Here is a 25,955-nt window from a genome sequence, read left to right as displayed (position 1 = left end):
ACTGTTCAATTTTCAAGGTTCAAATTTGCAAGCTGTTTTTAACAGCCAACTTTTATTATTATAGCACCTATATTTTGATATGTCAAGACTTTTATTTCTCATATATTACAACGACTCTTATATTATATTAAAAAAACAAAAAAAGTCAATATTTAATTATATATATAACAATACACTCATATACATTAACCATTAATAATAGTTTAAATATTCTTATCTAATTCTTTTTTAAACTTATTTATAATATTTTTTTCCATCCTTGAAACTGTCATTTGAGATACTCCTAAATTTTTAGCAATCTCTGCTTGTGTTTTTTCATAAAAATATCTATCCTTTATTATTTGTTTTTCTTTATCATCTAATTTATCAATTATCGTATTTATAAAATCTATATCTTCTATTTTGGTTAATGCTTCATCATTCTTTCCTAATACTGCTAATAAATTGAAATCATTATCTTTTTCATCATTATCATAATAGACATCTAATGAATGTGGAGTATAAGCCTTATTGGCTTCTAATGCTTCTAATATTTCTTCTTCAGTACAATCTAAATACTCTGCTATATTTGATACAGTTGGCATCTTATCAAGTTTTTGACTTAATATAGCTTTTGTATTTGTTATTTTTTTTGAAAGTTCTTGTATTCTTCTAGGTACTTTCATAATCCAACTTTTATCCCTAAAATATTTTTTTATTTCTCCAATTATTGTTGGGGTAGCAAAACTATTAAATTCATATCCTTTTGTTATGTCAAATCTTTCTACTGCGTATATAAGACCTAAACTAGCTACTTGATATATATCATCATAATCTATTCCTCTATTTAAATATTTTTTTGTTAGTATTTCTGCTATATAAAGATGTCTATTTATTAACTCATCTCTAATTTTGTTGTCTCTATCTTTTCTATATAATTTAAATAATTCTGTTGTATCTATATATTTAATATTATTTTTATCTGTTTCATTACCTATGACATTAACTTTCATTATAATCTACTCCTATTCTTGACAAGTAGAACTTTTATACTTTTACCATTTTTATTACATACAACTTCATCCATTAATGTGTTTATGATAAAAAAGCTTAAATCTTTTTTATCTCCTCTACAATTTTCAATATCATAAGAATTATTTAAATCTTCAATAATAATACTTAAACTATCTTCTTTAATTATAAATTCAATATTATACTCACTTTCATTATCTGTACTTTTTTTTATTAGACTTGTACATGTTTCACCTAGAGCAAGTTTTATATCGTCAATTTCTTCTATGTTAAAACCCATCTTATTTGCAATTGACGACACTGTAATTCTAATAATACTTACATACTCAGGTTTTTTCTTTAAAATCATTTTTATACTATCATAACTTTTGTTTGAATTCATACTAACACTCCTCTTCTATAATGAACACTTTATTTAAGCCAGTTATTTCAAATAACTTTTTTATACTATTTTTTATATTTTTTATAATAATATCTTTATCGTATTCTTTATTTTTTTTCAAACCACTAATTAATACTCCTAATCCTGTGCTATCTATATATTCTAAGTTTTTACATTCAATGATAATATCAGTTTTTTCAGCTTTTATAGTTTCTAAAAGAACTTTTTTAAATTCAATGGATGTATAAATATCTATCTCCCCTATAGGTTCTAAAATATAAGAATTATCACTTTTATATTTATTTATATTTAAAGACATATTTTTTCCTCCTCAAAAATATTTATTTTTTATATCTACTATATTCTATATTTAAATAATTAATTATATAAATATGGCACAATTCATCCTCAATTAATCATTGAGTAATTTTATTGTGCCAATTTTACTAACTAACCTCAAGTTATTTATAGAAAATTAAATACTATTAGCAGAAAACTATTATATGAACATATTACTTATTCTTCCTCCACATAATGTATTTAACTCTAAACTAAAATTTAGTTTACTGCTTAATTTTTAAATAACCCTAGGTAATTTATTTTTCATCTAATTTTTCATTTGTATTTGAATCTTCTTCTTCTTTGTTTTCTTCTTTGTTTTCACTTTCATCTTCTTCATTTGTTGTTATTGCTAAGGATACAACTTTATCTCCTTCACCTACATTCATTAATTTGACACCTTGAGTATTTCTTCCTATTTTTGATATTTCTGATGTTTTAATTCTTATTATAACTCCTGCTAAAGTTATAAACATTACTTCATCATTATCATCAACTACTGTTGTTGTTACTAATTTTCCAGTATGCTCTCTTATATTATAAGTTTTAATTCCTTTACCGCCTCTTGTCTGTGTTCTATATTCTGATAAAGAAGTTCTTTTACCATATCCATATTCACTTATAACTAAAAGATTTTTTTCATCTTCTACTGAATCCATAGATATAACCTTATCATTTTCATTAAGTGTTATTGCTTTAACTCCCATTGCCGTTCTACCAATGTCCCTAACCTGGCTTTCTTTGAAGGTTATTGACATACCATTTTGAGTAACTATAATCAATTTTCCATTACCATCTGTTTTTATAACTTTGATAAGCTCATCATCATCTTTTAGAGTTATTGCAATTAAACCATTTTTTCTTATATTTTTAAATTTATTTAAATCTGTTTTCTTAATAATACCATTCTTAGTAGCAAAGACTAAAGATTCTTCGTTGTTAAAATCCTTTATTGGAATTACTGAAGTTATCTTTTCATTATCTTTTAATTGTAAAAGGTTAATTATTGCTGTTCCTTTTGCTTGTCTTTTTGCTTCTGGTATCTCATATGCTTTAATTGTATATACGTTACCATTATTTGTGAATACTAATAAATTATCATGTGTTGATGTAATGAATATATCTTTAACAAAATCTTTATCTCTTGTTGTCAATCCTGATATACCTCTTCCACCACGTTTCTGTATTTTATAAGTATCTTCAGGTATTCTTTTTATATATCCAAAATGAGTCAATGTTATAACCATATTTTCTTCTTTTATCATATCTTCGATATTTATTTCGCTAAAATCATGTATTATATCTGTTCTTCTATCATCTTGGTATTTTTCTTTTATTTCACTAAGCTCTTCTTTTATTATTTGATATACAAGTCTTTCATTAGAAAGTATTTCATTATATTTATTAATTAGCTTTATTAATTCAGCATATTCTTCTTCTATTTTTTCTCTTTCAAGTCCTGTTAATCTCTTCATTCTCATGTCTAAAATTGCTTGAGCTTGTATTTCTGATAGCTTAAATTCTTCTATTAATTGTTGTCTAGCTGCACTTTCTTGTCTATTTCCTCTAATTATACTTATAATTCTATCAATATTATCTAAAGCTATTTTTAATCCTTCTAATATATGTGCTCTATTTTCTGCCTTTTTTAATCTATATTGAGTTCTCCTAGTAATAATTTCTTTTTGATATTCTAAATAATATTTGATAATATGCTGCAAATTGATTACTTTTGGCTTATTATCAACAAGTGCCAGCATTATAATACTAAAAGTTGATTGTAATTGAGTTTGTTTGAATAAGTTATTTAAAACTACATTTGGATTAGCTTCTCTTTTTAACTCTATTACAATTCTCATTCCTTCTCTATCAGATTCATCTCTTATATCTGATATACCCGTAATTCTTTTATCTCTTACGTTTTCTGCTATCTTTTCAAGCAACTTTGATTTATTAATTTGATAAGGAATTTCTGTTACTATAATTCTATTCTTATTGTTTGGCATAGCTTCTATTGTCGTTCTTGCCCTAACTACTACTTTACCTCTACCTGTTCTATAAGCATCTTTTATGCCTCTTTTTCCAGTTATAATTCCTCCTGTTGGAAAATCTGGACCTTTTACTACATTCATTAATTCATCAATAGTTATATCTGGATTATCTATCATATCAATAGTAGCTTGTATAACTTCACCCAAGTTATGTGGAGGTATAGAAGTTGCCATACCAACAGCAATACCACTTGCTCCATTTACTAGTAAATTAGGAAATCTACTTGGTAATACCTCTGGCTCTTTTAATGTTTCGTCAAAATTTGGTTTGAAATTTACTGTCTCTTCATCTATGTCTCGTAACATTTCGATAGCTATTTTTGTCATTCTAGCTTCTGTATAACGCATAGCAGCTGCTGAATCTCCATCTATAGAACCAAAGTTTCCATGACCATCTACTAATAAACATCTCGTAGAAAAATCTTGTGCTAATCTTACCATAGCTTGATATACTGCAGTATCTCCATGTGGATGGTACTTACCTAAAACATCTCCAACTATACGTGCAGATTTTCTATGAGGCTTATCTGGATACAACGATAAATCTTTCATTGCATATAATATTCTTCTATGAACAGGCTTTAATCCATCTCTTACATCTGGTAGTGCTCTACTTACAATAACACTCATTGCATAATCCAGATATGATTTTTTCATCTCTACTTCGATATCTACTGGAATAATTTTATCATAATTATTCATTTATATCCTCCTTAATGCTAAGTAACGTATATTTTCAAGTAAGTCTTTATTATTTAAGAAATAAAATTATATAAACGTCTAATTATTTTTGTTTATCAAATTTCCTTACGATTATACTTAACATTCTTTTTTAAACACTATAATATATAAAATTTTGCTAATTCTTAAATATCTAAGTTTCTTACATATTGTGCATTTTCTTGTATGAATTGCTTTCTCGGATATACTTTGTCACCCATTAATGTAGTAAATACTTCATCTGCTGCTAATGCATCTTCTACATTTATTTTTAGCAATATCCTGTCTTCAGGGTTCATAGTTGTTTCCCACAACTGCTCTGGATTCATTTCTCCTAAACCTTTATATCTTTGAATAGAATATCCTTTTTGACCAAAACTCTCAATAATATCATTTAATTCTTTGTCGTTATAAGCATATTTTTCTGCTTTACCTTTTTTAACTTTATATAATGGTGGCTGTGCAATATAAACATGACCATGTTCTATTAATGGTTTCATGTATCTATAGAAAAATGTTATCAATAATGTTCTAATATGAGCACCATCTACATCTGCATCGGTCATTATAACTATTTTATGATATCTTAGTTTGCTAACATCAAATTCTTCACTGATACCGCATCCAAAAGCTGTTATCATAGCTTTTATTTCTTGTGAGCTCAATATTTTGTCAAGCCTTGCTTTTTCTACATTCATTATCTTACCCCTTAAAGGTAAAATCGCTTGTATTCTTCTATCTCTTCCTTGTTTTGCTGAGCCGCCTGCTGAATCACCCTCGACTATATAAACCTCACATTTTGAAGCATCTTTTTCGGAACAATCAGCAAGTTTTCCTGGTAAAGAAAGTCCTTCTAACACATTTTTCCTTCTAGTTAAATCTCTGGCTTTTCTAGCTGCCTCTCTTGCTCTAGATGATCTGATTGATTTATCTATAATTATCCGTGCGTCTTTTGGATTTTCTTCTAAGAACGTACTTGCTTCTTCAGATATTACACTATCTACCAATCCCCTAATTTCACTATTTCCTAGTTTAGTTTTAGTTTGTCCTTCAAATTGAGGTTCTGGTAATTTAACGGAAAGAACTGCTGTTAAACCTTCTCTAATATCTTCTCCTGTTAAGTTGTTTTCATTTTCTTTTAATAAGCCTGTCTTTTTAGCATAATCATTAATAACTCTTGTCAACGCACTTTTTAAACCACTTAAATGAGTACCACCTTCATGAGTATTAATATTATTTGCAAAAGTAAATATATTCTCACTATAACTTGAAGTATATTGCATTGCTACTTCAACTATACAATGATCTCTTTTAACTTCACTATAGATTATATTAGAATGAAGGGCATCTCTGTTTTTATTAATATGTTCAACAAAAGATTTTATACCACCTTCATAATGAAAGACAGATTTTTTATCAATTCTTTTATCTTCTAATGTAATCTTTATACCTTTATTTAAAAATGCTTTTTCTTTTAATCTTTTTTCTAATATTTCATTACTAAAAATAACATCATCAAATATTTTCTCATCAGGTATAAATGAAATAGTAGTACCTGTATCTTCACATTTTCCAATAACATCAAGTTTTGTCAAAGGTACTCCTCTTTCGTATTTTTGGTAATATATTTCCCCATTTCTTTTAACTGTAACTTCTAATTCTTTAGATAAAGCATTTACTACTGATACACCTACTCCATGAAGTCCTCCTGCAACTTTATATGCATTATTGTCAAATTTACCTCCTGCATGTAATACAGTTAATACTGTTTCAACTGTTGACTTACCTGTTTTAGGATGTATTTCTACAGGTATACCACTTCCGTTATCAATTACTGTAATAGAACTATCACTATTAATTATTACTTCAATAGTATCACATACTCCTGCTAGTGCTTCATCAATACTATTATCAACTACTTCGTGTACTAGATGATGAAGTCCTTTACTTCCGGTACTTCCTATATACATTCCTGGTCTTTTTCTTACAGGCTCTAAACCTTCCAGAACTTGTATTTGTTCTGCACCATAATTCCTTGTATTTTGGTTTTCTGACATGTTTAATGTCCTCCAATCTAAGCATATCTTTATTTTATTCATTAAGTGGTAATAATCATAATTTATAACAACTAATTTATAAAACATCATTTAATTATTTAAAGAGGAATTTAAAGGATTTTAATGTAATTAAGAAAAGATGTCAAATATAGAATGAAAGTATAAAAATTTATATTAACTAATTTATTGCTATTTTGCTTTCTAAAATCTTATTATCTATAAACTACATAAAAATTCATTGTTCATCTTAGCTCTTTTATATAATGTTATTGTTGATATGTTAGAACAATATATTATACTTTTTCTGACTTTTTTCTCTTTCTTATCTTTAATTACCTTTTCTGTTATTATATAAGATTTAATATCATCATCAGAAATTTTATAAATAAATTCTTCTTCCTCAGCTATTTTAAAAAAATTTTTTGTATCATCTGACTTTGATAAAGCTTCAGCATCAACTATTGCTATAACATCTTTTATTGGTATAACAAAGTTTTTACCTAAATGTAAAAACATAATATCTCTCCTTGAAATATCTCTATCTGATTATTCATATAACTGTTAATAATATACTAAAAATTTTAAACGAATAAACTAAATTTTATTTAATTTAAAATAAACCGCTTACTCAGAAAAAATATTTTAATAATAGCAAATATATAGTATATTACTTATATTATACTTTTAAATTAACTATAATTTTAGTGTAAGTCATACAATTTTAGAATGCTTATGTAACTTATTCTTCTAATGTAAGCTATTCACATAAAATTATAAATTTTAGTTCTCTGCTTAGAGTATCTAATTTTCTATGAATAATCTGGACACTAATATATTTTTTTTATATATCCATTATCTATACTAAATACAAACCTATCTATATCTTCAAATTCATCAAAGCTTATATCATCAGTTGTAGTTATTATCGTTTGTATATTTTTAAATGAAGATATAAGTAATTTCCTTCTCTTACTATCTAATTCCGATAATACATCGTCAAGTAATAATACTGGATACTCTCCTACTTCCGTTTTTATTAAATCTACTTCAGCAAGTTTTAAAGATAATGCTGAAGTTCTTTGCTGTCCTTGAGAACCAAATTGCCTAACATTTATATCATTAATATAAACACAAATATCATCTCTGTGTGGTCCAATTGAGGTACTTCCTTTTTCAATATCTTTTTCTATATTATTTTTCATACTCAATTTGTATTTATTTAGTATACTATTTTTTAATTTATTGTTGAAAACATCTATATTAGATATAGTATCACTAATACAACATAGATAACTTAATTTTAAATTTTCTCTATTACCAGTTATTTTACTATGTATATTTTGAGAAATTTTTGATAGTTTATTGGTAAATTTTAATCTTGTAATTAATATATCTGTACCTAAATTAATTAATTGAGAATCCCAAATATCTAACGTATTAATTTTATTTCTATTATTTTTAATTGACTTTATTAGGTTATTTCTTTGATAAAGTATTTTATTGTATTTTGTTAAATTATATCTATACATAGGCTTTAATCTTGATATTTCTTCGTCTAGGAAATTTCTTCTCTCTTGAGGACCTTCTTTAATAAGTTTTAAATCCTCTGGTGAAAATATAACAGTATTTAAACAACTATACAATTGTGATACTTTATCTATTTCATAATTATTTATCTTTATTCTCTTTAATTTATTTTGCTCTAATTTAATTTCTATTTTTTTATTAGAATATTTTCTTTTGACATTAACTCCTATATATGCTTGCTCTTTATTTATATTTATTAAGTTCTTGTCCTTGTTTGTTCTAAAAGATCTGCCACAAGAATTTACATAAATTGCCTCTAGTAAATTAGTTTTTCCTTGAGCATTATCTCCAATAAAAATGTTTAGTTTTGAATTTAATTCTACCTTTAATTCTTCATAATTTCTAAAGTTAATTAATTTAATATTTGTTACTTCCACCTACAGCACTCCTTAAAAACATCAAGAAACAAAGTTTTCTATAATATTTAAAAGAAATACTTTGTTAAAACATATAATATAATTATATAGCCTTTACAATATTTAATAAAATATATCACACTAATCTATTAAATAATCTGAAATTATTATAATATTAAGAATAGAACATATTATCTATTTAAATTATAACATTCTTTACGCTTAAATTAAATGAGTTACTAATAAATATTATTATTTAACAATTAGCTCAATTTCTTCATCTAGATTTATTTTTACTATATCACCACTACGAATTTTTTTACCTCTAGCAAATGTTTGTTCTTCATTAACTAAAACTAAACCCTCATTAATTATTTCTTTTGCATGACCACCAGTTTGAACAACTGCAGCATATTTTAATAATTGATCTAACTTAATAAATTCTGTTTTTATAGTTATAATTTCTTTCATCAATGAATTACTCCTTCTTAAATTAATTTTAAAATCAATAATTTTTTCAAATAAAAATCTATAGAATAATATAAATATTTCCCAAGAAATAATATTATATATTCCTCATATTAATTTTTTTAAGCATAATTTAACTAAAATTAAGACACCAAACGATGTCTCAAATTAAAGTCAAATTAAAAAGTATATCTTGTTATAACAACGGAAGCAATTGCTACGTAATTGTAACTCACCGTTTCAATGGGGCGAGAAATATACACACTACCTGTTATCTAATCGGTACCCGCCACCTATAGAGGTGACGGACATCTTGCGCCTTGTTATAATTCTGTTGGAATTCTTACTGGTAAAACTAAATATATATAATTTTCATCAGAAATCGGTTTTATAATACATGGATTTACGTTATTTATAAAATTCATAACTATTTTCTCACTTTCAATAACTTTCAAACCATCTAAGATATATTTTGAATTGAAAGCTATTGTTAAATCATCACCATCTAGAGTTATAGGAACTTCTTCTTGAACAAATCCCATTTCAGAATTAGATGATATAGTCATTTTATCATCTACTATTTCAAATTTTATTAAATTATTATTGCCTTCTTTTGCTAATAATGAAGCTCTTTCTATACTTTCTTGAACGTCTTTTGTCTTAACTATTACTTTAGAATTATACTCATTTCTTACAATGTCTTTATAATTTATAAATTCACCTTCTATTAAAATTGATGTAATACTTGTATTACCAAGATGAAATAATATATGATTGCTTGCTATAGAAATTTTAATATCTTCCTCTATATTTTCTAATATTTTATTGATTTCTACTAATGTTTTTCCTGGTATAACTATTTTAATATTACCATCATTGTTAATAGGTATTTTTTTATAAGCCATTCTATATTGATCAATTGCAACTAAAGCTATTTCATTATCATATAATTCAAATAATTCACCAGTTAATACAGGTCTAAAATCATCTGTTGATGTTGCAAAAACTGTTTTACGTATCATTGATTTTAGAATATCTTTTGAGATGCTTAAACATTTAGAATCATCTATCATAGGTAATTTTGGATATTCTATAGCTGGTTGAACCTTGATTTTAAAATTTGAATTATCACAATTTATATGGGCATAGTTGTCATTGTCAACATAAATTTCAATAGGTAAATCAGGTAATTTTCTAATAATTTCTCCAAATAATTTAGAATCTATAACAAAAGATCCTTCTTTTATTACTTCACATTCTAATGTAGTTACTATACCTAGTTCTAAATCTGTTCCTGTTAGTTTAAGTTTTCCATCATAAGCTTCAACTAATATTCCTGTTAATATTGGTAATGTAGATCTATTAGAAACTCCTTTTTGTACAATATTTATATTTTTATATAATAGTTTTTGAGAAATTTTAAAATTCAATTGTGGATAACCTCCTTTATATAAATATATATAATAATAATAATAAATATAGTAGTATTAGTAGTAAGGCATGTTAATTTGTGGATAAGTGTTTAAGCATATGATTCTAGATGGTTTATAAGTGTTAATAAAGTGTTAGTTAGTTAGCATATTTTATCCACAATATTAATATGTAATTTTATAATAAAAATAATAAACATGTTATTAACAAGTTAATTAATATTAACTGTTGATTATTTTCCCTTTAATTCATTAACTATATTTGTTATTTGCATTTTAAATTCTGGTTTATTTTCTATTTCTTTAGAAATCTTATCATACGCATGAATAACAGTAGTATGATCTCTTCCTCCAAATTCATCACCTATTTTTGGTAATGACAAATCTGTTAATTCTCTACAAATATACATTGCAATTTGTCTAGGGTAAGAAATTGATCTAGCTCTTTTTTTAGAATTAAAATCTTCAATTTTTATATTATAATATTTAGAAACAGCTTCTTTAATAGTGCTTACAGTTATTCGTTTAGGTTTATTTGATATAATGTCTTTTAGTGCTTCACTTGCTAATTCAATAGATACTTCTTTATTAGTTAAAGAAGAGTAAGCTACTACTCTAATTAAAGCACCTTCTAATTCTCTGATATTAGATTCTATTTTCGTTGCAATATAAGTTAGTACATCATTAGGTACTTGTAAATTTTCTAAGGTTGCTTTTTTTCTTAGTATAGCTATTCTAGTTTCTAAATCAGCGGGTTGGATATCTACTATTAAACCACCTTCAAATCTAGATCTAAGTCTATCCTCAAGTGTTGGAATTTCTTTTGGGGGACGATCACTTGAAAGTATAATTTGTTTATTAGCACCATGTAATGCATTAAATGTATGAAAGAATTCTTCTTGAGTTCTTTCCTTACCAGCAATAAACTGAATATCATCTATAAGTAAAATATCTACATTTCTATACTTATTTCTAAATTGAACATTTTTATCATCTCTAATTGAATTTATAAGCTCGTTTGTAAATTTTTCAGATGAAACATATACTACTTTAGTATTTGGATTCTGATTAATTATATAATGTCCTATTGCATGCATTAAGTGAGTTTTACCTAATCCAACACCTCCGTATATAAATAAAGGATTATATGCCTTTGCAGGAGCTTCTGCTACAGCTAATGATGCTGCATGAGCAAATCTATTACTGTTACCAATAACAAATTTATCAAAAGTATATTTAGGATTGAGTTGATTATCAGAATATAAATTTGGGTTTTGCTCTTTAAAACTTTTTTTCATTTCTGTTAATGTTGTATTAACTGATAAATCTTCCCCTGGAGTAGTAAATTGAATGTTATAATTTTTATTAGTAATTTGTTTTATTGCATTTTTTATTAAAGTCATGTACCTTGCTTCGAGAATACCTTTTGTAAATTCATTAGGAACACTTAGTATAATATTATGATTTTCCATATTTATAGGATCTATAGTTTTTAACCATGTATTAAAACTAACCTCTGTAAGTTCCATTTTTATTAAGTCCAAGGATTTACTCCAAACATCCTCTAATAACATAAAAAATCCTCCTTAAATATATATAATTATTGACAATATAATCAAAAAATAATCATATGAACTGAATATTTAAATTGTACACAAAAAAAGTTATAAACAAAAAAATAAACAGATAATAAGATTTATAGTTGTAAAAATTCATAAATAATCTTAATATATTACTGAACATAAAATTGTGGATATAAATGTGTATTAAAATATATAATAATAATAATTAAAAATATCCACATAATGATTATAAAAGAAGTGTGGATAAAAATCAGGATGTTAATGTATTTTTAAGTAATAGAATTAAACAAAAAATCAACTTATACACAATATAATCCACAAACTGTGAATAAGTTATTAATTTGTTAATAAATAATCCACAATCCTATTTAATAATATCAAAATTTAAAAAAATTATCAACAACATATATAAATATCCACAATATTTACATGATGTAAATTATTTTATTAACAAAGCCATTGAAATTATTTTCTTGACATAATTTTGTTATAAGTCTATAATCAATAGTAGTGTCTGCTTTTTTTAATTGTAATTTAAATAAGCTAAAGATAAAAATTATTAAAATAGAGAAAGGTTAAATAGTAAATTTTTTTTTGAATATATATACCTAAAACTGAAGGAGGTGTAATAATGAAAAGAACTTATCAACCTAAAAGAAGACAGAGAAAAGTAGAGCATGGTTTTAGAAAAAGAATGAAAACTAAAGCTGGAAGAAATATTTTAAAGAGAAGAAGAGCTAGAGGCAGAGTTAAGTTGTCAGCATAAGGCCGCAAAATGTGGCCTTTTTATTCAATATGAAGAAGTTTAAGGAGTAAAAAATGACAAAAATAAATACTTTAAAAAATAGTAGGCAATTTAGAAATGTTTATGATAGTGGAAATTCTTTTTCAACGAAATTTCTTGTTATTTTTTACAAGCTAAATGGCTATTCTTATAATAGAGTTGGAATTTCGACTACAAAAAAACTTGGAAATAGTGTTATTAGGAATAGAGTGAAAAGGTTAATAAAAGAAAACTACAGATTGAATTGTAATAAAATGAAGACTGGGTATGATTTAATATTTTTAGCTAGAGTTAGAGCTAAAGAAGCAGAGTATAAAGATATTGAAAAGTCAATGTATTACCTATTAAAAAAGGTAAAATTAATAGAAAAGTCTGGAAAGTGATTGAATTGAAAAAAATATTGGTAATATTTATTAAAATATATCAACGATATATTTCACCATTAAAACCAAGAACGTGTAAATATTATCCAACGTGTTCTCAATATTGAATAGAAGCCCTAAACAAATATGGTATATTTGTTGGTTTAGGTAAGTGTATATATAGAATTATTAGGTGTAATCCATTTAGTTATGGAGGATATGACCCTTTAAAATGAATATAATAAACCGAAAATGAAAAGGGGGTTTTAAATAGAATGTCAAAAATATTTGCAAAACCGTTAGGTATGCTTTTAAACTTTATATATGGAGTAGTCAACTCAATAGGATTGGATTTTAAATATTGTTCTGCGTATGCTATAGCAATAATTGTAACTACAATCATATTCAAGTTTATTATATTACCGTTATCACTAAAACAAATGAAATCAATGAAGGAAATGCAAAAAATACAACCAATGTTGAAAGAATTACAAAAAAAGTATAAAAATGATGCTCAAACATTGAATATTAAAACTATGGAACTATATAAGGAACATAAAGTAAATCCTTTTGGATCTTGTTTACCTTTACTGATACAATTTCCAATAATAATAGGTTTCTTTACAGCATTGAGAAATCCTGATATTTATGTTGCTTCATATAATACAATAATTAATAAAGCTTTTTTTTGGATTAATGATATAGGAGCTGCACCAAATCAAGTAGTAGATGGCGTATTAAATGGTTTAAATCTAGGATTTGATATACCATTTATAGGTAGTGCAATACCTATTCTTGCTCTATTAGCGGCTGCGACTACATTTATGCAAAGTAAATTAATGAGCAATACTGGTGCAGTAGCTGATGAAAAAGCTATGGCAACTCAGAAAACAATGAATACTTTTATGCCTGTAATGATATTTTTCTTTGCATTATCTTTCCCTGCAGGATTAACATTGTATTGGATAGTAGGAAATATATTCCAAATAGTGCAGCAATATTTAATTAATCTACCTAAAAAAGAGTTAGGGGGAATTGAGTAAATATGAGAACTTTGATAAAAATTTCAAAGACAATAGATAGTGCAGTAGATGAAGCCTTAAAAGATCTTCAAGTTGAAAGAGATGATATAACTTATGAAGTATTAGATGAACCTAATAAAGGTTTCTTAGGGATAATTGGAAATAGAGATGCTAAAGTTAAAATTATTGTTAGTAACGATCCAGTAGAGAAAGCCAGGTCATTTTTAAATGATTTATTGAGAAAAATGAATTTAAATGCTACTGTTGAAATAGTTAGAGATAAGAATGATTTAAATATTGAAATAAAGGGAGAAAATCCTGAAGATATGGGTGTTATAATAGGAAAAAGAGGAAAGACTTTAGATTCAATTCAATATTTAGTTAATTTAGTAGTTAATAAAAAAAGAAATAATTATTTAAGAATAGTAGTTGATACTGAAAATTATAGAAAGAAAAGACAAGAGACATTAGAAAGACTTGCTAGAAAAATGGCTGATAAAGCTAAAAGATATAGAAAAAGTATTAGATTAGAACCTATGAATCCATACGAAAGAAGAATTATACATTCAGCATTGCAAGATGATATGAATATTAATACTTATAGCGAGGGAAAAGAGCCATATAGGAAGGTAGTTATTGAGAATAAGTGATAAAAATAAAACCCAGTATAATTGCTGGGTTTATGTTTTGTTTATGAAGAATTTTGGTATAATACTAATAAAGGTTTAATTGATTTTAGGTTTACATTCGTGTTAAAATTAACAGTAAAACGAAATAAAGAAGGTGAACAAGTGAGTGCTGATACGATAGTTGCGATAGCAACAGCTCCAGGTGAAGCTGGAATAGGTATTGTGAGAATTTGTGGAAAAAATGCTTTAAAAATAGTTGATAAAATATTTATAGGAAAGAATAATAAAAAAATAAGTGAAAATAAGCCTAGGTTTTTGACATATGGTTATGTAATAAATCCTAAGGATAATAAAAAAATAGATGAAGTTCTAGCTGTGTATATGAAAAGCCCATATACTTATACAAAAGAAGATATTGTTGAGATAAATTGTCATGGTGGTATAGTACCTGTTAGAAAGATTTTAGAAATTGTATTAGAAAATGGTGCTAGAATGGCTGAAAGAGGAGAATTTACTAAAAGAGCGTTTTTAAACGGAAGAATAGATTTAGCACAAGCAGAAGCTGTTATGGATTTAATTAGTGCTAAAACTAATATGAGTTATGAAATGTCTTTGAATCAACTAGAAGGCGGCTTGTCTAATAAGATAATGGAAATTAGAGATAAAGCATTAAAAATGTTAGCTCATATTGAAGTTTCTATAGATTATCCAGAAGATGATATAGAAGAAATAACATACAAAGAGTTAGAAAAATATGCTCATGAAATATATGTTGAAATAAATAAATTAATACAGTCATCTGAAACAGGCAAAATATTACGAGAAGGTATAAAAACTATAATATTAGGAAAGCCAAATGTAGGAAAATCTTCATTATTAAATGCATTATTAAAAGAGAATAGAGCGATTGTTACTAATGTTCCTGGAACTACTAGAGATGTGATAGAAGAGTATATTACTATTAAAGGTATACCTTTAAAAATAATTGATACTGCTGGCATTAGAGATACTGATGATATAGTAGAAAAAATAGGTGTAGATAAAGCAAAAGAATTAATAAATAGCGCAGATTTAATTATAGCAGTATTTGATAAATCAAGAGAATTGACAAAAGAAGATTATGATATTATAGATTTAATTAAAGATAAAAATTGTATTGTATTAATAAACAAAACAGATTTACCTGAGGAATTAGATATACAAAAGGTTATAAATAATGTAGGTGATAAAAAGATAATAGAATCATCAATAGTACAAGGTGAAGGTATAAATGTGCTAGAAAAAGAATTAGTTAATATGTTTTTTGAAGGTCGTATATATACAAATAACGATATTATTATTAATAATTTGAGACATAAAAATCTTTTAAAAGAAGCGCTTTTGAATATAGAAGATGCTATGAATTCTATAAAAATGAATATTCCGATTGATTGTTTAGAGGTTGATATAAAACAATGTTGGGAAAATTTAGGCAGAATAAGTGGAGAAACAATTACTGATGATGTAATAGATAAAATTTTTAGTGAATTTTGTATTGGTAAATAGTGAAGGAGTGTTTATATGTATCATCCTAAAGAATATTATGCTGGAAAATATGATATTGTAGTAGTGGGAGCAGGTCATGCTGGATGTGAAGCAGCTTTAGCAGCAGCAAGAATGAATAAGAAGACATTATTACTTACAATTAGTTTAGATGCAGTAGCTTTTATGCCATGTAACCCTTCTATAGGAGGAACAGGAAAAGGACATTTAGTTAGAGAAATAGATGCATTAGGTGGAGAAATGGGCAAAAACATTGACAAGACTTTGATTCAATGTAGAATGTTAAATACTTCTAAAGGTCCGGCAGTACATTCTTTAAGAGCTCAAGCTGACAAAGGTGAATATCAGAGAAGTATGAAAAGAGTTATTGAAAATCAGGAAAATTTGGATTTGAAACAAGCAGAAGTAATAAGTGTAAAAACTAAAGACAATAATATAACAGATGTTGTAACTAAGACAGGAGCTAAATATGAAACTAAATCAGTTATATTAGCAACAGGTACATATTTAAAATCCAAGATATATATTGGAGAGCTGGACTATGAAGGAGGTCCCGCTGATATGATGCCTGCAAGATATTTATCAAACTCTTTAGAAGAAAAAGGTATACAGTTAAGAAGATTTAAAACAGGTACACCTTGTAGAGTACATAAAAAGAGTATTGATTTTGAAAAAACGATAAGACAAGATGGTGATAATGAAATTATACCATTTTCATTTATGACTGATAAAATTAAAATTGATCAAATTCCATGCTATTTAACATATACAAATTTAGATACTCATAAAGTAATTAAGGATAACATGGATAGGTCACCATTATATACCGGAAAAATAGAAAGCACTGGACCAAGGTATTGTCCATCTATAGAAGATAAAGTAGTTAGATTTTCTGATAAAAATAAACATCAATTATTTATAGAACCTGAAGGTGCGAAAACAGAAGAAATGTACGTTCAAGGATTCTCATCGTCATTGCCAGCAGAAGTTCAATTAAAAATGATAAGAACAATAGATGGTATGGAAAATGTTGAAATTATGAGAGATGCTTATGCAATAGAGTATGATTGTATAGACCCTACAGAATTGAAAAGGTCATTGGAGCATAAAGTAATTGATAATATGTTCTTTGCTGGACAAATTAATGGAAGTTCTGGGTATGAAGAAGCTGCAGCACAAGGTATAGTTGCAGGAATAAATGCAGTTAGAAAATTAGATAATAGGGAACCTTTAATATTAGATAGATCGGAAGCATATATAGGTGTATTAATAGATGATTTAGTGACAAAAGGAACAAATGAACCATATAGAATGATGACTTCAAGAGCAGAATATAGATTAACATTAAGACAAGATAATGCTGATTTAAGATTAACAAAGAAAGGTTATGATGTTGGTTTAGTAACAGAGGAAAGGTTTTTAAAGTTTGAAGAAAAGAAAAATCAAATAAGTGAAGAGATGAAAAGATTAAATGATATAACAATATATCCAAGCGAAGAAACTAATAAGATTTTATTAGGTATTGGTTCTGTTGCGTTAAAAAAACCAATATCCTTATTTGATTTAATAAAGAGACCTGAGGTAAGTTATGAGTTATTAGAAGTTTTAGACAAAGAAAGACCGAGTTTAAAAAGGGAAATAAGAATGCAAGTAGAAATTCAAATTAAATATGAAGGATATATTAAAAAGCAATTAAAACAAATTGACCAATTTAAGAAAATGGAAAACAAAAAGATACCTGAAAATATTGATTACAATAATATAAAAGGATTAAGGATTGAAGCAAGACAAAAGCTAAATAAAATAAACCCTGATTCAATTGGTCAAGCTTCTAGAATTTCAGGAGTATCTCCAGCAGATGTGAATGTTTTATTGATATACTTAGAACAACAAAGAAGATTAAAAAGCGGGAGTGGAAATATTGAATAAAGTAAAATATTTGGTTGACTCAGCAAAATCAATTAATGTTAGTCTAGATGAAAAAAGTATAGAAAAATTTGATAAGTATAAGGAAATATTAAAAGAGTGGAATAAAAAGATGAATTTAACAGCATTAAAAGAGGATGAAGATATAGAAATTAAACATTTTATTGACAGTTTAACGATATTAGAACTTGAATATATCAAAGATAATGACAAAGTAATAGATGTTGGTACTGGTGCAGGTTTTCCAGGAATTCCTCTCAAAATAGTAAATGAAACTATTGATCTAACTTTGATGGATAGTTTAAATAAGAGAATTAATTTCTTAAGTCACTTAGTTAATGAGTTGAATTTAGAAAGTGTTAAATGTAAGCATAGTAGAGCTGAAGAGTTAGCTAGAGATAAAGAATACAGAGAGAAATTCGATATCGTAGTATCAAGAGCTGTAGCGAGATTAAATATACTATGTGAGTATTGTATCCCATTTGTAAAAAAAGGTGGATATTTTATTGCAATGAAAGGTCCTGATGTAGAAAGTGAAGTAGAAGAAGCTAGTAAAGCAATAAAAGTATTAGGTTGTAAAATTGAAGAAGTAAAAAAAATAATATTACCATTAGATAATATAGTGCATTCTTTAATAGTTATAAAGAAAATTAGCAATACTTCGACAAAATATCCAAGAAATCCTGGAATTCCAAAGAAAAACCCTATTATTTAGGAAATATATAGGAAATAATGTATAACGAAAATTATTAAAAATTAGTTTTAAAGAAGGAAAATTACAGCAATAAGAAGAATTATTAAAACAGAATTAAAGTGGGGAAGGATGATAAGTATGAGTTTTTTAGGTGAAGAGGTTGTGAAAGTAAGTATAAAAAACATAAAGCCTAATCCATATCAACCAAGAAAAAAATTCAGTAAGAAATCCTTAGAAGAACTTAGTCAATCTATAAAACAGTATGGAGTATTACAGCCAATAAGTGTTAGGAAAATTAATGATTGTAGCTATGAGCTTGTTGCAGGAGAGAGGAGATTGCGAGCATCTGAAATAGCTGGTTTAGATTATATACCTGCAATTATAATGAATATGGGTGAAAAAGATACAGCTGTTATCGCTTTAATCGAAAATCTTCAAAGAGAAGATTTAAATTTCATAGAAGAGGCAGAAGGATATAAAAGTTTAATTGAAGATCATAATTTTACACAACATGAATTAGCAGAGCAGATTGGTAAAAATCAATCAACAATAGCTAACAAATTAAGGGTTTTAAGATTATCTGATGAAATTAAGAAATTATTAATAGATAATAATTTAACTGAAAGACATGGACGAGCACTTCTGAAGTTACCAGTAGAAGAATTAAGAATGGCAGTAATTGAAAAAGTGATAAAGAATGACTTAACTGTCAAGAAAACAGAAGATTTAATTAAGGGTATGCTTGAAGATATGGTTAAGGAAAAAGAGCCAAAAGCAAAACAAAATATAAAGAGTATGATTAATTTTAGAATATATCTTAATACACTTAGAAATGCATATGATGCAATAAAACAGAGCGGAATAGATGCTAAATATCAACAAGTTGATAAAGGTGATTTTGTTGAAGTAACGGTTAAAATTCCAAAAAATAAACAATAAAAAAAAATACTAAATCACTAGATGATTTAGTATTTTTTTTATGTAAAAAAGTAAAGAATATGAGGTACAGCGTAAAAATATAAAATTTGAATGATATTTATAACAGAAGATTTATAATAATGAAGCTATTTCTTAATTACTTCTTAAGAATATAAATGATTTAAAAAATATATTGAATTTGTATGGTAATACTATAGTGTTTTGGTTTATAATTATTTATAGAGAAGTTATTGAAAACTAAAAAATAAATAAAGGAATTTTAAAAAATAGAATGGAATATATAATAAAAAGAAGACCTAAATAGCTTAATTTAAAAATTGGAGGAAGAAGGATGTCTAAAAGCGTAGCAATCTTTAATCAGAAGGGTGGAGTTGGAAAAACAACAACAAATATTAATTTGAGTGCTTGTTTAGCTAAACTTAATAAAAAAGTTTTAGTAGTAGATATTGATCCTCAAGGTAACACAACAAGTGGATTGGGCGTTGATAAAAACGAAGTAGAATATTCTCTTTATGATTGCCTTATAGATGGAGTCGATACCAAAAAAGCAATTATACAAACATACATAGATAAATTAGATATTGTTACATCAGATGTTGAATTAGCAGGAGCTGAAGTAGAACTGGCTAATAGAAAAAATAGAGAATTGACTTTAAAAAAAGTTCTAAATCAAGTAAAAAACGATTATGATTATATTTTCATAGATTGTCCTCCATCTTTAGGAATGCTTACAATAAATGCTTTAGCAGCAGTTGATAGTGTAATAATACCAATACAATGTGAGTATTATGCATTAGTGGGTGTAAGTCAATTAATAGATACTATAAAATTGATGAAAAAAAGTATTAATAAAGATATTATAATTGAGGGCGTAATTATGAATATGTATGATAGTAGAACAATATTATCAAAGCAAGTAGTTGAACAGGTAAAAAATTATTTTAAAGAAGAAGTATATAATACATTGATTCCAAGGAATGTTAGATTAGCTGAATCACCGAGCTTTGGATTAGCAATCACTGACTTCGATGCAAAATCAAAAGGTGCTATAGCATATACTGAACTAGCTAAGGAATTCATGAATAGATAGGAGTAGTGATAGTTTTGACAAAAAAAAGAGGATTGGGAAGAGGATTATCTGCACTAATACCTGATGGAAATATTGAAGAAATAAATTCAGAAGACAGAATTGAATACTTAGATATTAATAAACTAGAACCAAATAAAGATCAACCAAGAACATTTATTGATAATAGTTCTATTGATGAATTATCAAAGTCAATAAAAGAACATGGAGTTATTCAACCAATAATTGTTAGAAAAAAAAAGAATGGATATCAAATCATTGCTGGAGAAAGAAGATGGAGAGCTACCAGATTAGCTGGTTTAGATAAAATTCCTTGTATAATTAAAAAAGTTGAGGATATTAAATCTGCTGAGATGGCTTTGATTGAAAATATTCAAAGAGAAGATTTAAATCCTATCGAAGAAGCAATAGCTTATGACAATATATCTAAGAAATACAATTTAACTCAAGATGATTTATCAAAAGTCGTTGGAAAGAGTCGTTCTTATGTTACTAATATTTTGAGACTTTTGAAATTGGAAAATGAAATTATAAACAAAATTACTGAAGGATTGTTAAGTGGTGGACATGGGAAAGCTATACTAATGTTAAAAGATTCAAGTTTACAAAATGAAATAGCTAGTGAAATAGAAAAAAAAGGGCTAAGTGTAAGAGAAACAGAAAATTTAGTGAAGAAAATCAATGAAAGTGATAATAAAATAGCTGATAAAGTAATTAAATATAAAGAACCAAATATACAAGCTTTAGAAGAAGATTTAATGAAATTACTTGGTACAAAGGTTATTGTGAACACAAAAAAGAAAAAAGGAAAAATCGAAATAGAATTTTATAATGAAGAAGATTTAAAAAGAATAATCGACATTATAACAAAATAAATAACTAATAAAATAAATGTTTCACGTGAAACATTTATTTTATTATCTAATTAAGAATAATTTAATTAAACTATAAATTAGATGTGTAAATTTATTTTGTGGATATATAGTCGAATATATAATTATTATCTATAATAGTGTAAAATCCAAACAATGCTTTTGGAATTTTTTTATTAAAAATTAAATTATTTAAATCTATTTTATCTCTCTAATATGTGGCGAAGGAGCCATGTAGGAATCTTTCTCTTACGGCGGTGTGTGTCCATGTTTTGAGTAGAGAACAGAAATCTATATTTCTCGTGAATCACTTACTGCTAGGAATGAAATGAGTAGGTGTTACCTATTAGTATAAATTTAGGGAAAAAAATGTACACCAATATTTCTTAGAAAGAAACGCTGCATGTCTCCTAGTATCTACAAGGTTATTAGTTAATAATGCAAATTTATGTTTAATATCCAAACTGGTATTAAATGTATTCAAAATTGTAGTATTGTAGTTATTATAAAAAATTTATATATTTTTGTATGATAACAAACTCTAATAGAAATTGAAATGATAGAAACAGTGAGTTGATTTATTAATACATTATGGTAGAAAAAACAATCTAATTCTTTCAATAAAAATTATTAATCAGTAATTAGTAATTAGTTGTTAAACTACATAGTGTAAAAGACAGTTGTATATATGTAGTTATTCTACTAATTGTTTTAAGTTTGTTCATTAAAGGAAATCTAGCAAATATTTAAGGTCTTTTGAGGTAAGGGTTTGTAGACATAGTAAACTCGAATTAGAAATTAGTAAATTTAATGTAATACGAAAGTGACTGAAATATATAATAAAGTTCATAATAAATTGATTTAAATGTATGCTGTAATTGAAGATTACAATTTCTAGTGAAAGTTTGCTTTTAAAGCAAACTTATTTATGCATCAATTGTTTTGTGGTTTTGAAAATTCCACTTTATCAAGTTTGGAATTATCATTAAGGATTTGGATAAATTATATCAGAAATCTGATTATGTGTTGCCCTATAAGAAGGTGTGAAAAGATAGTCGAAATTTGTTCGAAAATAACTTTTTATAGAGTTATAAATGCTTGAAGTAGTACTAATTTATATGAACAGTACTTAGTGGGTGTTATTGAATGAATGAAACTTAGCCCTTTCACAAAAAGATATTAAAGCATTAAGAAAAATCCAAATGTTAAAATGTTAGTGAATTAGCTATTACATATAAAGATGATTTCAAAAAGAAATATATGGAAGAATATTTAGCTGGAAGATTACCAAGACAAATCTTTGAGGAAAATGGATTCAATGTAAATGTATTAGGTGTAAAACGAATTGAACAATCTGCTTGGAGGCGGGAAAAAACTTAATACAAAATAGTATTATTGGATTGACAGATACACGCAAAACAGCTTCTTGAAGACTTTTAGAACGTGAAATTTCACCTCGAGAAATTATTCAAAGAAAGGAAACTAAAATCAAACTACTGGAGACGCAGGTGACTTTATTATAAAAATCAGACGTGACAGAAAGGAGGCTGGTAAACGAAAGCAAGACACTAAAAACAAATGAAATATTTTTGTGAATTATTAGGAGTATCTCACTCTGGATATTGTAGCTATTAAAAAGCAGCCGATACAAGAATGATAAGAGAAAAAAATAGATTTAAAGGTAAGAGATATCATATTAAAAGACTTTAATCGTCGAGGATGTAAGAAAGGTACACGTTACATAAATGATTTTGGAGCAGAATTTGATATAAAATATAGCAGGAAACGTATTAGAAGAATTCTGAGGAAATTTAATATTATTTGTCCACATAGAAAACCAAATCCATATAGGAGAATTGCAAAAGCAACTAAAGAACATCAGGTAGTTCTGACTAAATTAAATAGAGAATTCAAGCAAGGAATACCTGATAAAGTATTATTAATTGATATAGCATATCTACCGTATGGGAAAAATTGCATGGCTTACTTATCGACAACAAAATATGCTTCTGAAAATGAAATTTTAGCTTATCAAGTTTCTGATAGAATTACTTTAGATATAGCAACTAATGCTATTCATAAATTAATGAATAATAAGAAAATCACATTGCATGAAGAAGTATTTATTCATTATGATCAAGGTAGTCATTATACCAGTTCACGTTACCAAAAGCTTTTAAAAAATATGGCTTAGATTAACCCATGTCTAGAAAAGGCAACTGTTGGGATAATGACCCACAGGAATTATTTTTTGGAAGTTTAAAAGATGAGGTTGACTATAAATCCTGTAAATCATTTGAAGAATTGAAAGTCAAGATAAATCTTTATAGGGTGTATTACAACAACTATCGTTATCAATGGAACTTAAAGAAGATGACTCCTTAACTCTTTTTTATAATTTGTCCTTAACAAAGGTACCACTTTAAATCTAACGTTATTTTTTATTTTGTCTAAAACAATACATTTGTAAGAACTATTATATTAATTATCTTAACAATATAGATGTACAAAAATTACTGTGTTAAAAATATTACAAAAAATTAAAATATCTTGTAATGATATCATGATTACATTGTAATCGTGATATGTAATTAAATCAGTTTTTATCCAATAATTACAAATTAAATCAACTATTTATTACAATTATTTCATTTCTGAAACACAAATATTTTTCATATTATTAAATATTTCAAAAATCTATCGAAACATGTCTTGTATACAGTATTCTCTCGCTCAAATCATTGACAAATTTTAAACAGAGACGTTATAATTAATCTAGTAATATTACTATATTAATTTGACATATATTTATCAATAAATCAGGTATTAGTAAAAAATAAGGTATGGTTTATAGTTATTCATACAAACTATAAATAGAAAGATTTTAAAATTAACTATTTTATATAAATTAAATTATAAATTCAATATTTTATTTATTGTTGAATAGTTACATTATAATTAAATATACAAAATTTCTATTTTATCTTCTGCAAAGCCTATTTTTAGAGAGATAATACTTAGTTTAAATTTTTAAACTAAGTATTATTGCGCGTAATAAGGTTAAATTATTAGAAAATTAAGAAAACTAATAGGGGGGTTAATAATGTCTTTTGAGTTTAATTGGGAACAAAATGAGGGTAAAATTAACGAATTAAAACAATTCATTAATGAAAAAAAATTAACAAAAGGAGCTTTAATGCCTGTAATGCATAAGGCACAATCAGTTTTTGGATATTTACCAATAGAAGTTCAAAAAATTATATCTGAAGAATTAAATGTACCATTATCTGAAATATATGGTGTTGCTACATTTTATTCTCAATTCACATTAATACCAAAAGGTAAATATACAATTTCAGTTTGTTTAGGTACTGCTTGTTATGTAAAAGGTTCACAAGGTTTAATTGATAAAGTTAAGAATGAACTAAGTATCGAAGTTGGTCAAACTACACCTGATAAAAAATTCTCATTACAAGCAACAAGATGTATAGGAGCTTGTGGTTTAGCTCCAGTTATGACTGTTAATGATGATGTTTATGGAAAACTTGTAGTTGAAGATGTAGCTGGTATAATAGCAAAATATAAAGACAAATAGTTATAATTAACAGTACAAGTTAAGATTATTATTAAATTAATAAGTTGATTGTTAAATAATGGAGGTGTAAGTATATGAAATCTCTTGAAGAATTAAAAAAAATCAGAGAAGAAGCTAAGAAAAAGGTACAGCTTAGACATGATAGTGATGGAACAAGAATAGTAGTTGGTATGGCAACTTGTGGTATATCAGCTGGTGCTAGACCTGTTTTAATGACATTATTAGAAGAAGTTAATAAAAGAAATTTGAGTAATGTTATGGTTAATCAAACTGGATGTATTGGTGTTTGTCGTTTAGAACCAATTGTAGAAGTATACAGACCTGGTGAAGAAAAGGTTACTTATGTTCACATGGATTCAGAAAAGGCTAAAAGAGTTATAACAGAGCATATTGTAAATGGGAACGTAGTCACAGAATATACTGTAGGAGCATATGAAAAGTAGTTTATAATTAAACCCAGATTATTCGTAGGAAATCAAATATTCAACTAAATCCTTCTGAATACAAGATGTCCATTAA

24 protein-coding genes and 2 pseudogenes are annotated in these 25,955 nt (G+C 26.2%); 16 read left to right on the top strand and 10 right to left on the bottom strand.

The window, feature by feature from the left end:
* Window positions 1–203: 203 nt before the first annotated feature.
* The 10 genes from AYC61_RS16685 to dnaA all read right to left on the bottom strand — a co-directional run bounded on the left by AYC61_RS16685 (window position 204) and on the right by dnaA (window position 11,975).
* Window positions 204–992 carry a SigB/SigF/SigG family RNA polymerase sigma factor gene (locus AYC61_RS16685; RefSeq protein ID WP_066505251.1) on the bottom strand — a complete coding sequence of 263 codons (789 nt, stop codon included), beginning with the start codon at window positions 990–992 and terminating at the stop codon, window positions 204–206.
* Window positions 992–1,393 carry an ATP-binding protein gene (locus tag AYC61_RS16680; protein ID WP_066505245.1) on the bottom strand — a complete coding sequence of 134 codons (402 nt, stop codon included), beginning with the start codon at window positions 1,391–1,393 and terminating at the stop codon, window positions 992–994. Before AYC61_RS16680 ends, AYC61_RS16685 begins: the two co-directional genes overlap by 1 nt.
* Before the next feature lies 1 nt (window position 1,394).
* Window positions 1,395–1,712 (bottom strand): STAS domain-containing protein, encoded by a 318-nt coding sequence (locus AYC61_RS16675; protein ID WP_066505240.1) that lies wholly within the window; start codon window positions 1,710–1,712, stop codon window positions 1,395–1,397.
* Window positions 1,713–1,989: 277 nt separating this feature from the next.
* Window positions 1,990–4,485, bottom strand: coding sequence for a DNA gyrase subunit A (gene gyrA, locus AYC61_RS16670; protein ID WP_066505236.1), 2,496 nt, complete (start codon window positions 4,483–4,485; stop codon window positions 1,990–1,992).
* Between the two features lie 164 nt (window positions 4,486–4,649).
* Window positions 4,650–6,560 carry a DNA topoisomerase (ATP-hydrolyzing) subunit B gene (gene gyrB, locus AYC61_RS16665; RefSeq protein ID WP_066505233.1) on the bottom strand — a complete coding sequence of 637 codons (1,911 nt, stop codon included), beginning with the start codon at window positions 6,558–6,560 and terminating at the stop codon, window positions 4,650–4,652.
* 216 nt (window positions 6,561–6,776) lie between these two features.
* Entirely contained in the window at window positions 6,777–7,076 is a 300-nt protein-coding gene (remB, locus tag AYC61_RS16660) for an extracellular matrix regulator RemB (protein WP_066505230.1), read from the bottom strand.
* A gap of 311 nt (window positions 7,077–7,387) precedes the next feature.
* The gene (recF, locus tag AYC61_RS16655; RefSeq protein ID WP_066505214.1) at window positions 7,388–8,524 is read right to left on the bottom strand and encodes a DNA replication/repair protein RecF; all 1,137 of its coding nucleotides are present in this window, start codon (window positions 8,522–8,524) and stop codon (window positions 7,388–7,390) included.
* A gap of 231 nt (window positions 8,525–8,755) precedes the next feature.
* The gene (locus tag AYC61_RS16650) at window positions 8,756–8,974 is read right to left on the bottom strand and encodes an RNA-binding S4 domain-containing protein (protein WP_066505212.1); all 219 of its coding nucleotides are present in this window, start codon (window positions 8,972–8,974) and stop codon (window positions 8,756–8,758) included.
* Window positions 8,975–9,294: 320 nt separating this feature from the next.
* Window positions 9,295–10,401, bottom strand: a complete 1,107-nt coding sequence (gene dnaN / locus AYC61_RS16645) for a DNA polymerase III subunit beta (protein ID WP_066505208.1) — start codon at window positions 10,399–10,401, stop codon at window positions 9,295–9,297.
* A 233-nt stretch (window positions 10,402–10,634) separates the two neighbouring features.
* The gene (gene dnaA / locus AYC61_RS16640; protein ID WP_066505206.1) at window positions 10,635–11,975 is read right to left on the bottom strand and encodes a chromosomal replication initiator protein DnaA; all 1,341 of its coding nucleotides are present in this window, start codon (window positions 11,973–11,975) and stop codon (window positions 10,635–10,637) included.
* Window positions 11,976–12,615: 640 nt separating this feature from the next.
* Here dnaA and rpmH point away from each other — a divergent pair.
* The 16 genes and pseudogenes from rpmH to AYC61_RS16575 all read left to right on the top strand — a co-directional run bounded on the left by rpmH (window position 12,616) and on the right by AYC61_RS16575 (window position 25,879).
* Window positions 12,616–12,750 carry a 50S ribosomal protein L34 gene (gene rpmH, locus AYC61_RS16635; protein WP_202906862.1) on the top strand — a complete coding sequence of 45 codons (135 nt, stop codon included), beginning with the start codon at window positions 12,616–12,618 and terminating at the stop codon, window positions 12,748–12,750.
* 53 nt (window positions 12,751–12,803) lie between these two features.
* A complete protein-coding gene (gene rnpA / locus AYC61_RS16630) occupies window positions 12,804–13,151 on the top strand; it encodes a ribonuclease P protein component (protein WP_066505200.1) in 348 nt (115 codons plus the stop codon).
* 5 nt (window positions 13,152–13,156) lie between these two features.
* Window positions 13,157–13,366, top strand: a pseudogene (gene yidD, locus AYC61_RS20795) (membrane protein insertion efficiency factor YidD).
* Window positions 13,367–13,405: 39 nt separating this feature from the next.
* Complete coding sequence (locus AYC61_RS16625; RefSeq protein WP_066505196.1) at window positions 13,406–14,173, top strand: YidC/Oxa1 family membrane protein insertase; 768 nt, start codon at window positions 13,406–13,408, stop codon at window positions 14,171–14,173.
* A 2-nt stretch (window positions 14,174–14,175) separates the two neighbouring features.
* Window positions 14,176–14,802: an RNA-binding cell elongation regulator Jag/EloR gene (gene jag, locus AYC61_RS16620; protein WP_066505188.1), complete on the top strand. Its 627-nt coding sequence runs from the start codon at window positions 14,176–14,178 to the stop codon at window positions 14,800–14,802.
* A 99-nt stretch (window positions 14,803–14,901) separates the two neighbouring features.
* Complete coding sequence (gene mnmE, locus AYC61_RS16615) at window positions 14,902–16,326, top strand: tRNA uridine-5-carboxymethylaminomethyl(34) synthesis GTPase MnmE (protein ID WP_242866823.1); 1,425 nt, start codon at window positions 14,902–14,904, stop codon at window positions 16,324–16,326.
* Window positions 16,327–16,341: 15 nt separating this feature from the next.
* Entirely contained in the window at window positions 16,342–18,252 is a 1,911-nt protein-coding gene (gene mnmG / locus AYC61_RS16610) for a tRNA uridine-5-carboxymethylaminomethyl(34) synthesis enzyme MnmG (protein WP_066505183.1), read from the top strand.
* Window positions 18,245–18,964 (top strand): 16S rRNA (guanine(527)-N(7))-methyltransferase RsmG, encoded by a 720-nt coding sequence (gene rsmG / locus AYC61_RS16605; RefSeq protein WP_066505182.1) that lies wholly within the window; start codon window positions 18,245–18,247, stop codon window positions 18,962–18,964. The genes mnmG and rsmG overlap by 8 nt, the downstream gene beginning before the upstream one ends.
* Before the next feature lie 117 nt (window positions 18,965–19,081).
* Window positions 19,082–19,882 carry a nucleoid occlusion protein gene (gene noc, locus AYC61_RS16600; protein ID WP_156456502.1) on the top strand — a complete coding sequence of 267 codons (801 nt, stop codon included), beginning with the start codon at window positions 19,082–19,084 and terminating at the stop codon, window positions 19,880–19,882.
* Between the two features lie 331 nt (window positions 19,883–20,213).
* Entirely contained in the window at window positions 20,214–20,972 is a 759-nt protein-coding gene (locus tag AYC61_RS16595) for a ParA family protein (protein WP_066505174.1), read from the top strand.
* A gap of 14 nt (window positions 20,973–20,986) precedes the next feature.
* The gene (locus AYC61_RS16590; protein ID WP_066505169.1) at window positions 20,987–21,844 is read left to right on the top strand and encodes a ParB/RepB/Spo0J family partition protein; all 858 of its coding nucleotides are present in this window, start codon (window positions 20,987–20,989) and stop codon (window positions 21,842–21,844) included.
* Between the two features lie 1,221 nt (window positions 21,845–23,065).
* Window positions 23,066–23,221: pseudogene (locus tag AYC61_RS22310) on the top strand (IS3 family transposase); the annotation flags it as partial.
* A gap of 598 nt (window positions 23,222–23,819) precedes the next feature.
* Window positions 23,820–24,035 carry a hypothetical protein gene (locus AYC61_RS21730; protein WP_202906861.1) on the top strand — a complete coding sequence of 72 codons (216 nt, stop codon included), beginning with the start codon at window positions 23,820–23,822 and terminating at the stop codon, window positions 24,033–24,035.
* 8 nt (window positions 24,036–24,043) lie between these two features.
* A complete protein-coding gene (locus AYC61_RS21725) occupies window positions 24,044–24,226 on the top strand; it encodes an IS3 family transposase (RefSeq protein WP_202906860.1) in 183 nt (60 codons plus the stop codon).
* A 718-nt stretch (window positions 24,227–24,944) separates the two neighbouring features.
* On the top strand, window positions 24,945–25,436 hold the full coding sequence (locus tag AYC61_RS16580; RefSeq protein WP_066505166.1) for an NADH-quinone oxidoreductase subunit NuoE family protein: 492 nt from the start codon (window positions 24,945–24,947) through the stop codon (window positions 25,434–25,436).
* Window positions 25,437–25,510: 74 nt separating this feature from the next.
* The gene (locus tag AYC61_RS16575) at window positions 25,511–25,879 is read left to right on the top strand and encodes a (2Fe-2S) ferredoxin domain-containing protein (RefSeq protein WP_066505163.1); all 369 of its coding nucleotides are present in this window, start codon (window positions 25,511–25,513) and stop codon (window positions 25,877–25,879) included.
* Window positions 25,880–25,955: the final 76 nt, after the last annotated feature.

This window comes from Abyssisolibacter fermentans (assembly GCF_001559865.1).
GTDB classification, from domain to species: Bacteria; Bacillota; Clostridia; order Tissierellales; family MCWD3; genus Abyssisolibacter; species Abyssisolibacter fermentans.
This window is presented reverse-complemented; position numbering and strand designations above follow the sequence as displayed.

Excerpts from the sequence above, each read along its gene's own strand:
- AYC61_RS16575 (WP_066505163.1), top strand. The coding sequence starts at position 25,511 with ATGAAATCTCTTGAAGAATTAAAAAAAATCAGAGAAGAAGCTAAGAAA.
- rpmH (WP_202906862.1), top strand. The coding sequence starts at position 12,616 with ATGAAAAGAACTTATCAACCTAAAAGAAGACAGAGAAAAGTAGAGCAT.
- gyrB (WP_066505233.1), bottom strand. The coding sequence starts at position 6,560 with ATGTCAGAAAACCAAAATACAAGGAATTATGGTGCAGAACAAATACAA.
- AYC61_RS16650 (WP_066505212.1), bottom strand. The coding sequence starts at position 8,974 with ATGAAAGAAATTATAACTATAAAAACAGAATTTATTAAGTTAGATCAA.
- rnpA (WP_066505200.1), top strand. The coding sequence starts at position 12,804 with ATGACAAAAATAAATACTTTAAAAAATAGTAGGCAATTTAGAAATGTT.
- AYC61_RS16675 (WP_066505240.1), bottom strand. The coding sequence starts at position 1,712 with ATGTCTTTAAATATAAATAAATATAAAAGTGATAATTCTTATATTTTA.
- AYC61_RS16625 (WP_066505196.1), top strand. The coding sequence starts at position 13,406 with ATGTCAAAAATATTTGCAAAACCGTTAGGTATGCTTTTAAACTTTATA.
- dnaA (WP_066505206.1), bottom strand. The coding sequence starts at position 11,975 with ATGTTATTAGAGGATGTTTGGAGTAAATCCTTGGACTTAATAAAAATG.
- AYC61_RS16680 (WP_066505245.1), bottom strand. The coding sequence starts at position 1,393 with ATGAATTCAAACAAAAGTTATGATAGTATAAAAATGATTTTAAAGAAA.
- noc (WP_156456502.1), top strand. The coding sequence starts at position 19,082 with ATGAGTTTTTTAGGTGAAGAGGTTGTGAAAGTAAGTATAAAAAACATA.
- remB (WP_066505230.1), bottom strand. The coding sequence starts at position 7,076 with ATGTTTTTACATTTAGGTAAAAACTTTGTTATACCAATAAAAGATGTT.
- mnmG (WP_066505183.1), top strand. The coding sequence starts at position 16,342 with ATGTATCATCCTAAAGAATATTATGCTGGAAAATATGATATTGTAGTA.
- AYC61_RS16580 (WP_066505166.1), top strand. The coding sequence starts at position 24,945 with ATGTCTTTTGAGTTTAATTGGGAACAAAATGAGGGTAAAATTAACGAA.
- AYC61_RS16685 (WP_066505251.1), bottom strand. The coding sequence starts at position 992 with ATGAAAGTTAATGTCATAGGTAATGAAACAGATAAAAATAATATTAAA.
- gyrA (WP_066505236.1), bottom strand. The coding sequence starts at position 4,485 with ATGAATAATTATGATAAAATTATTCCAGTAGATATCGAAGTAGAGATG.
- AYC61_RS21730 (WP_202906861.1), top strand. The coding sequence starts at position 23,820 with ATGGCTTACTTATCGACAACAAAATATGCTTCTGAAAATGAAATTTTA.
- jag (WP_066505188.1), top strand. The coding sequence starts at position 14,176 with ATGAGAACTTTGATAAAAATTTCAAAGACAATAGATAGTGCAGTAGAT.
- AYC61_RS16595 (WP_066505174.1), top strand. The coding sequence starts at position 20,214 with ATGTCTAAAAGCGTAGCAATCTTTAATCAGAAGGGTGGAGTTGGAAAA.
- AYC61_RS21725 (WP_202906860.1), top strand. The coding sequence starts at position 24,044 with ATGTCTAGAAAAGGCAACTGTTGGGATAATGACCCACAGGAATTATTT.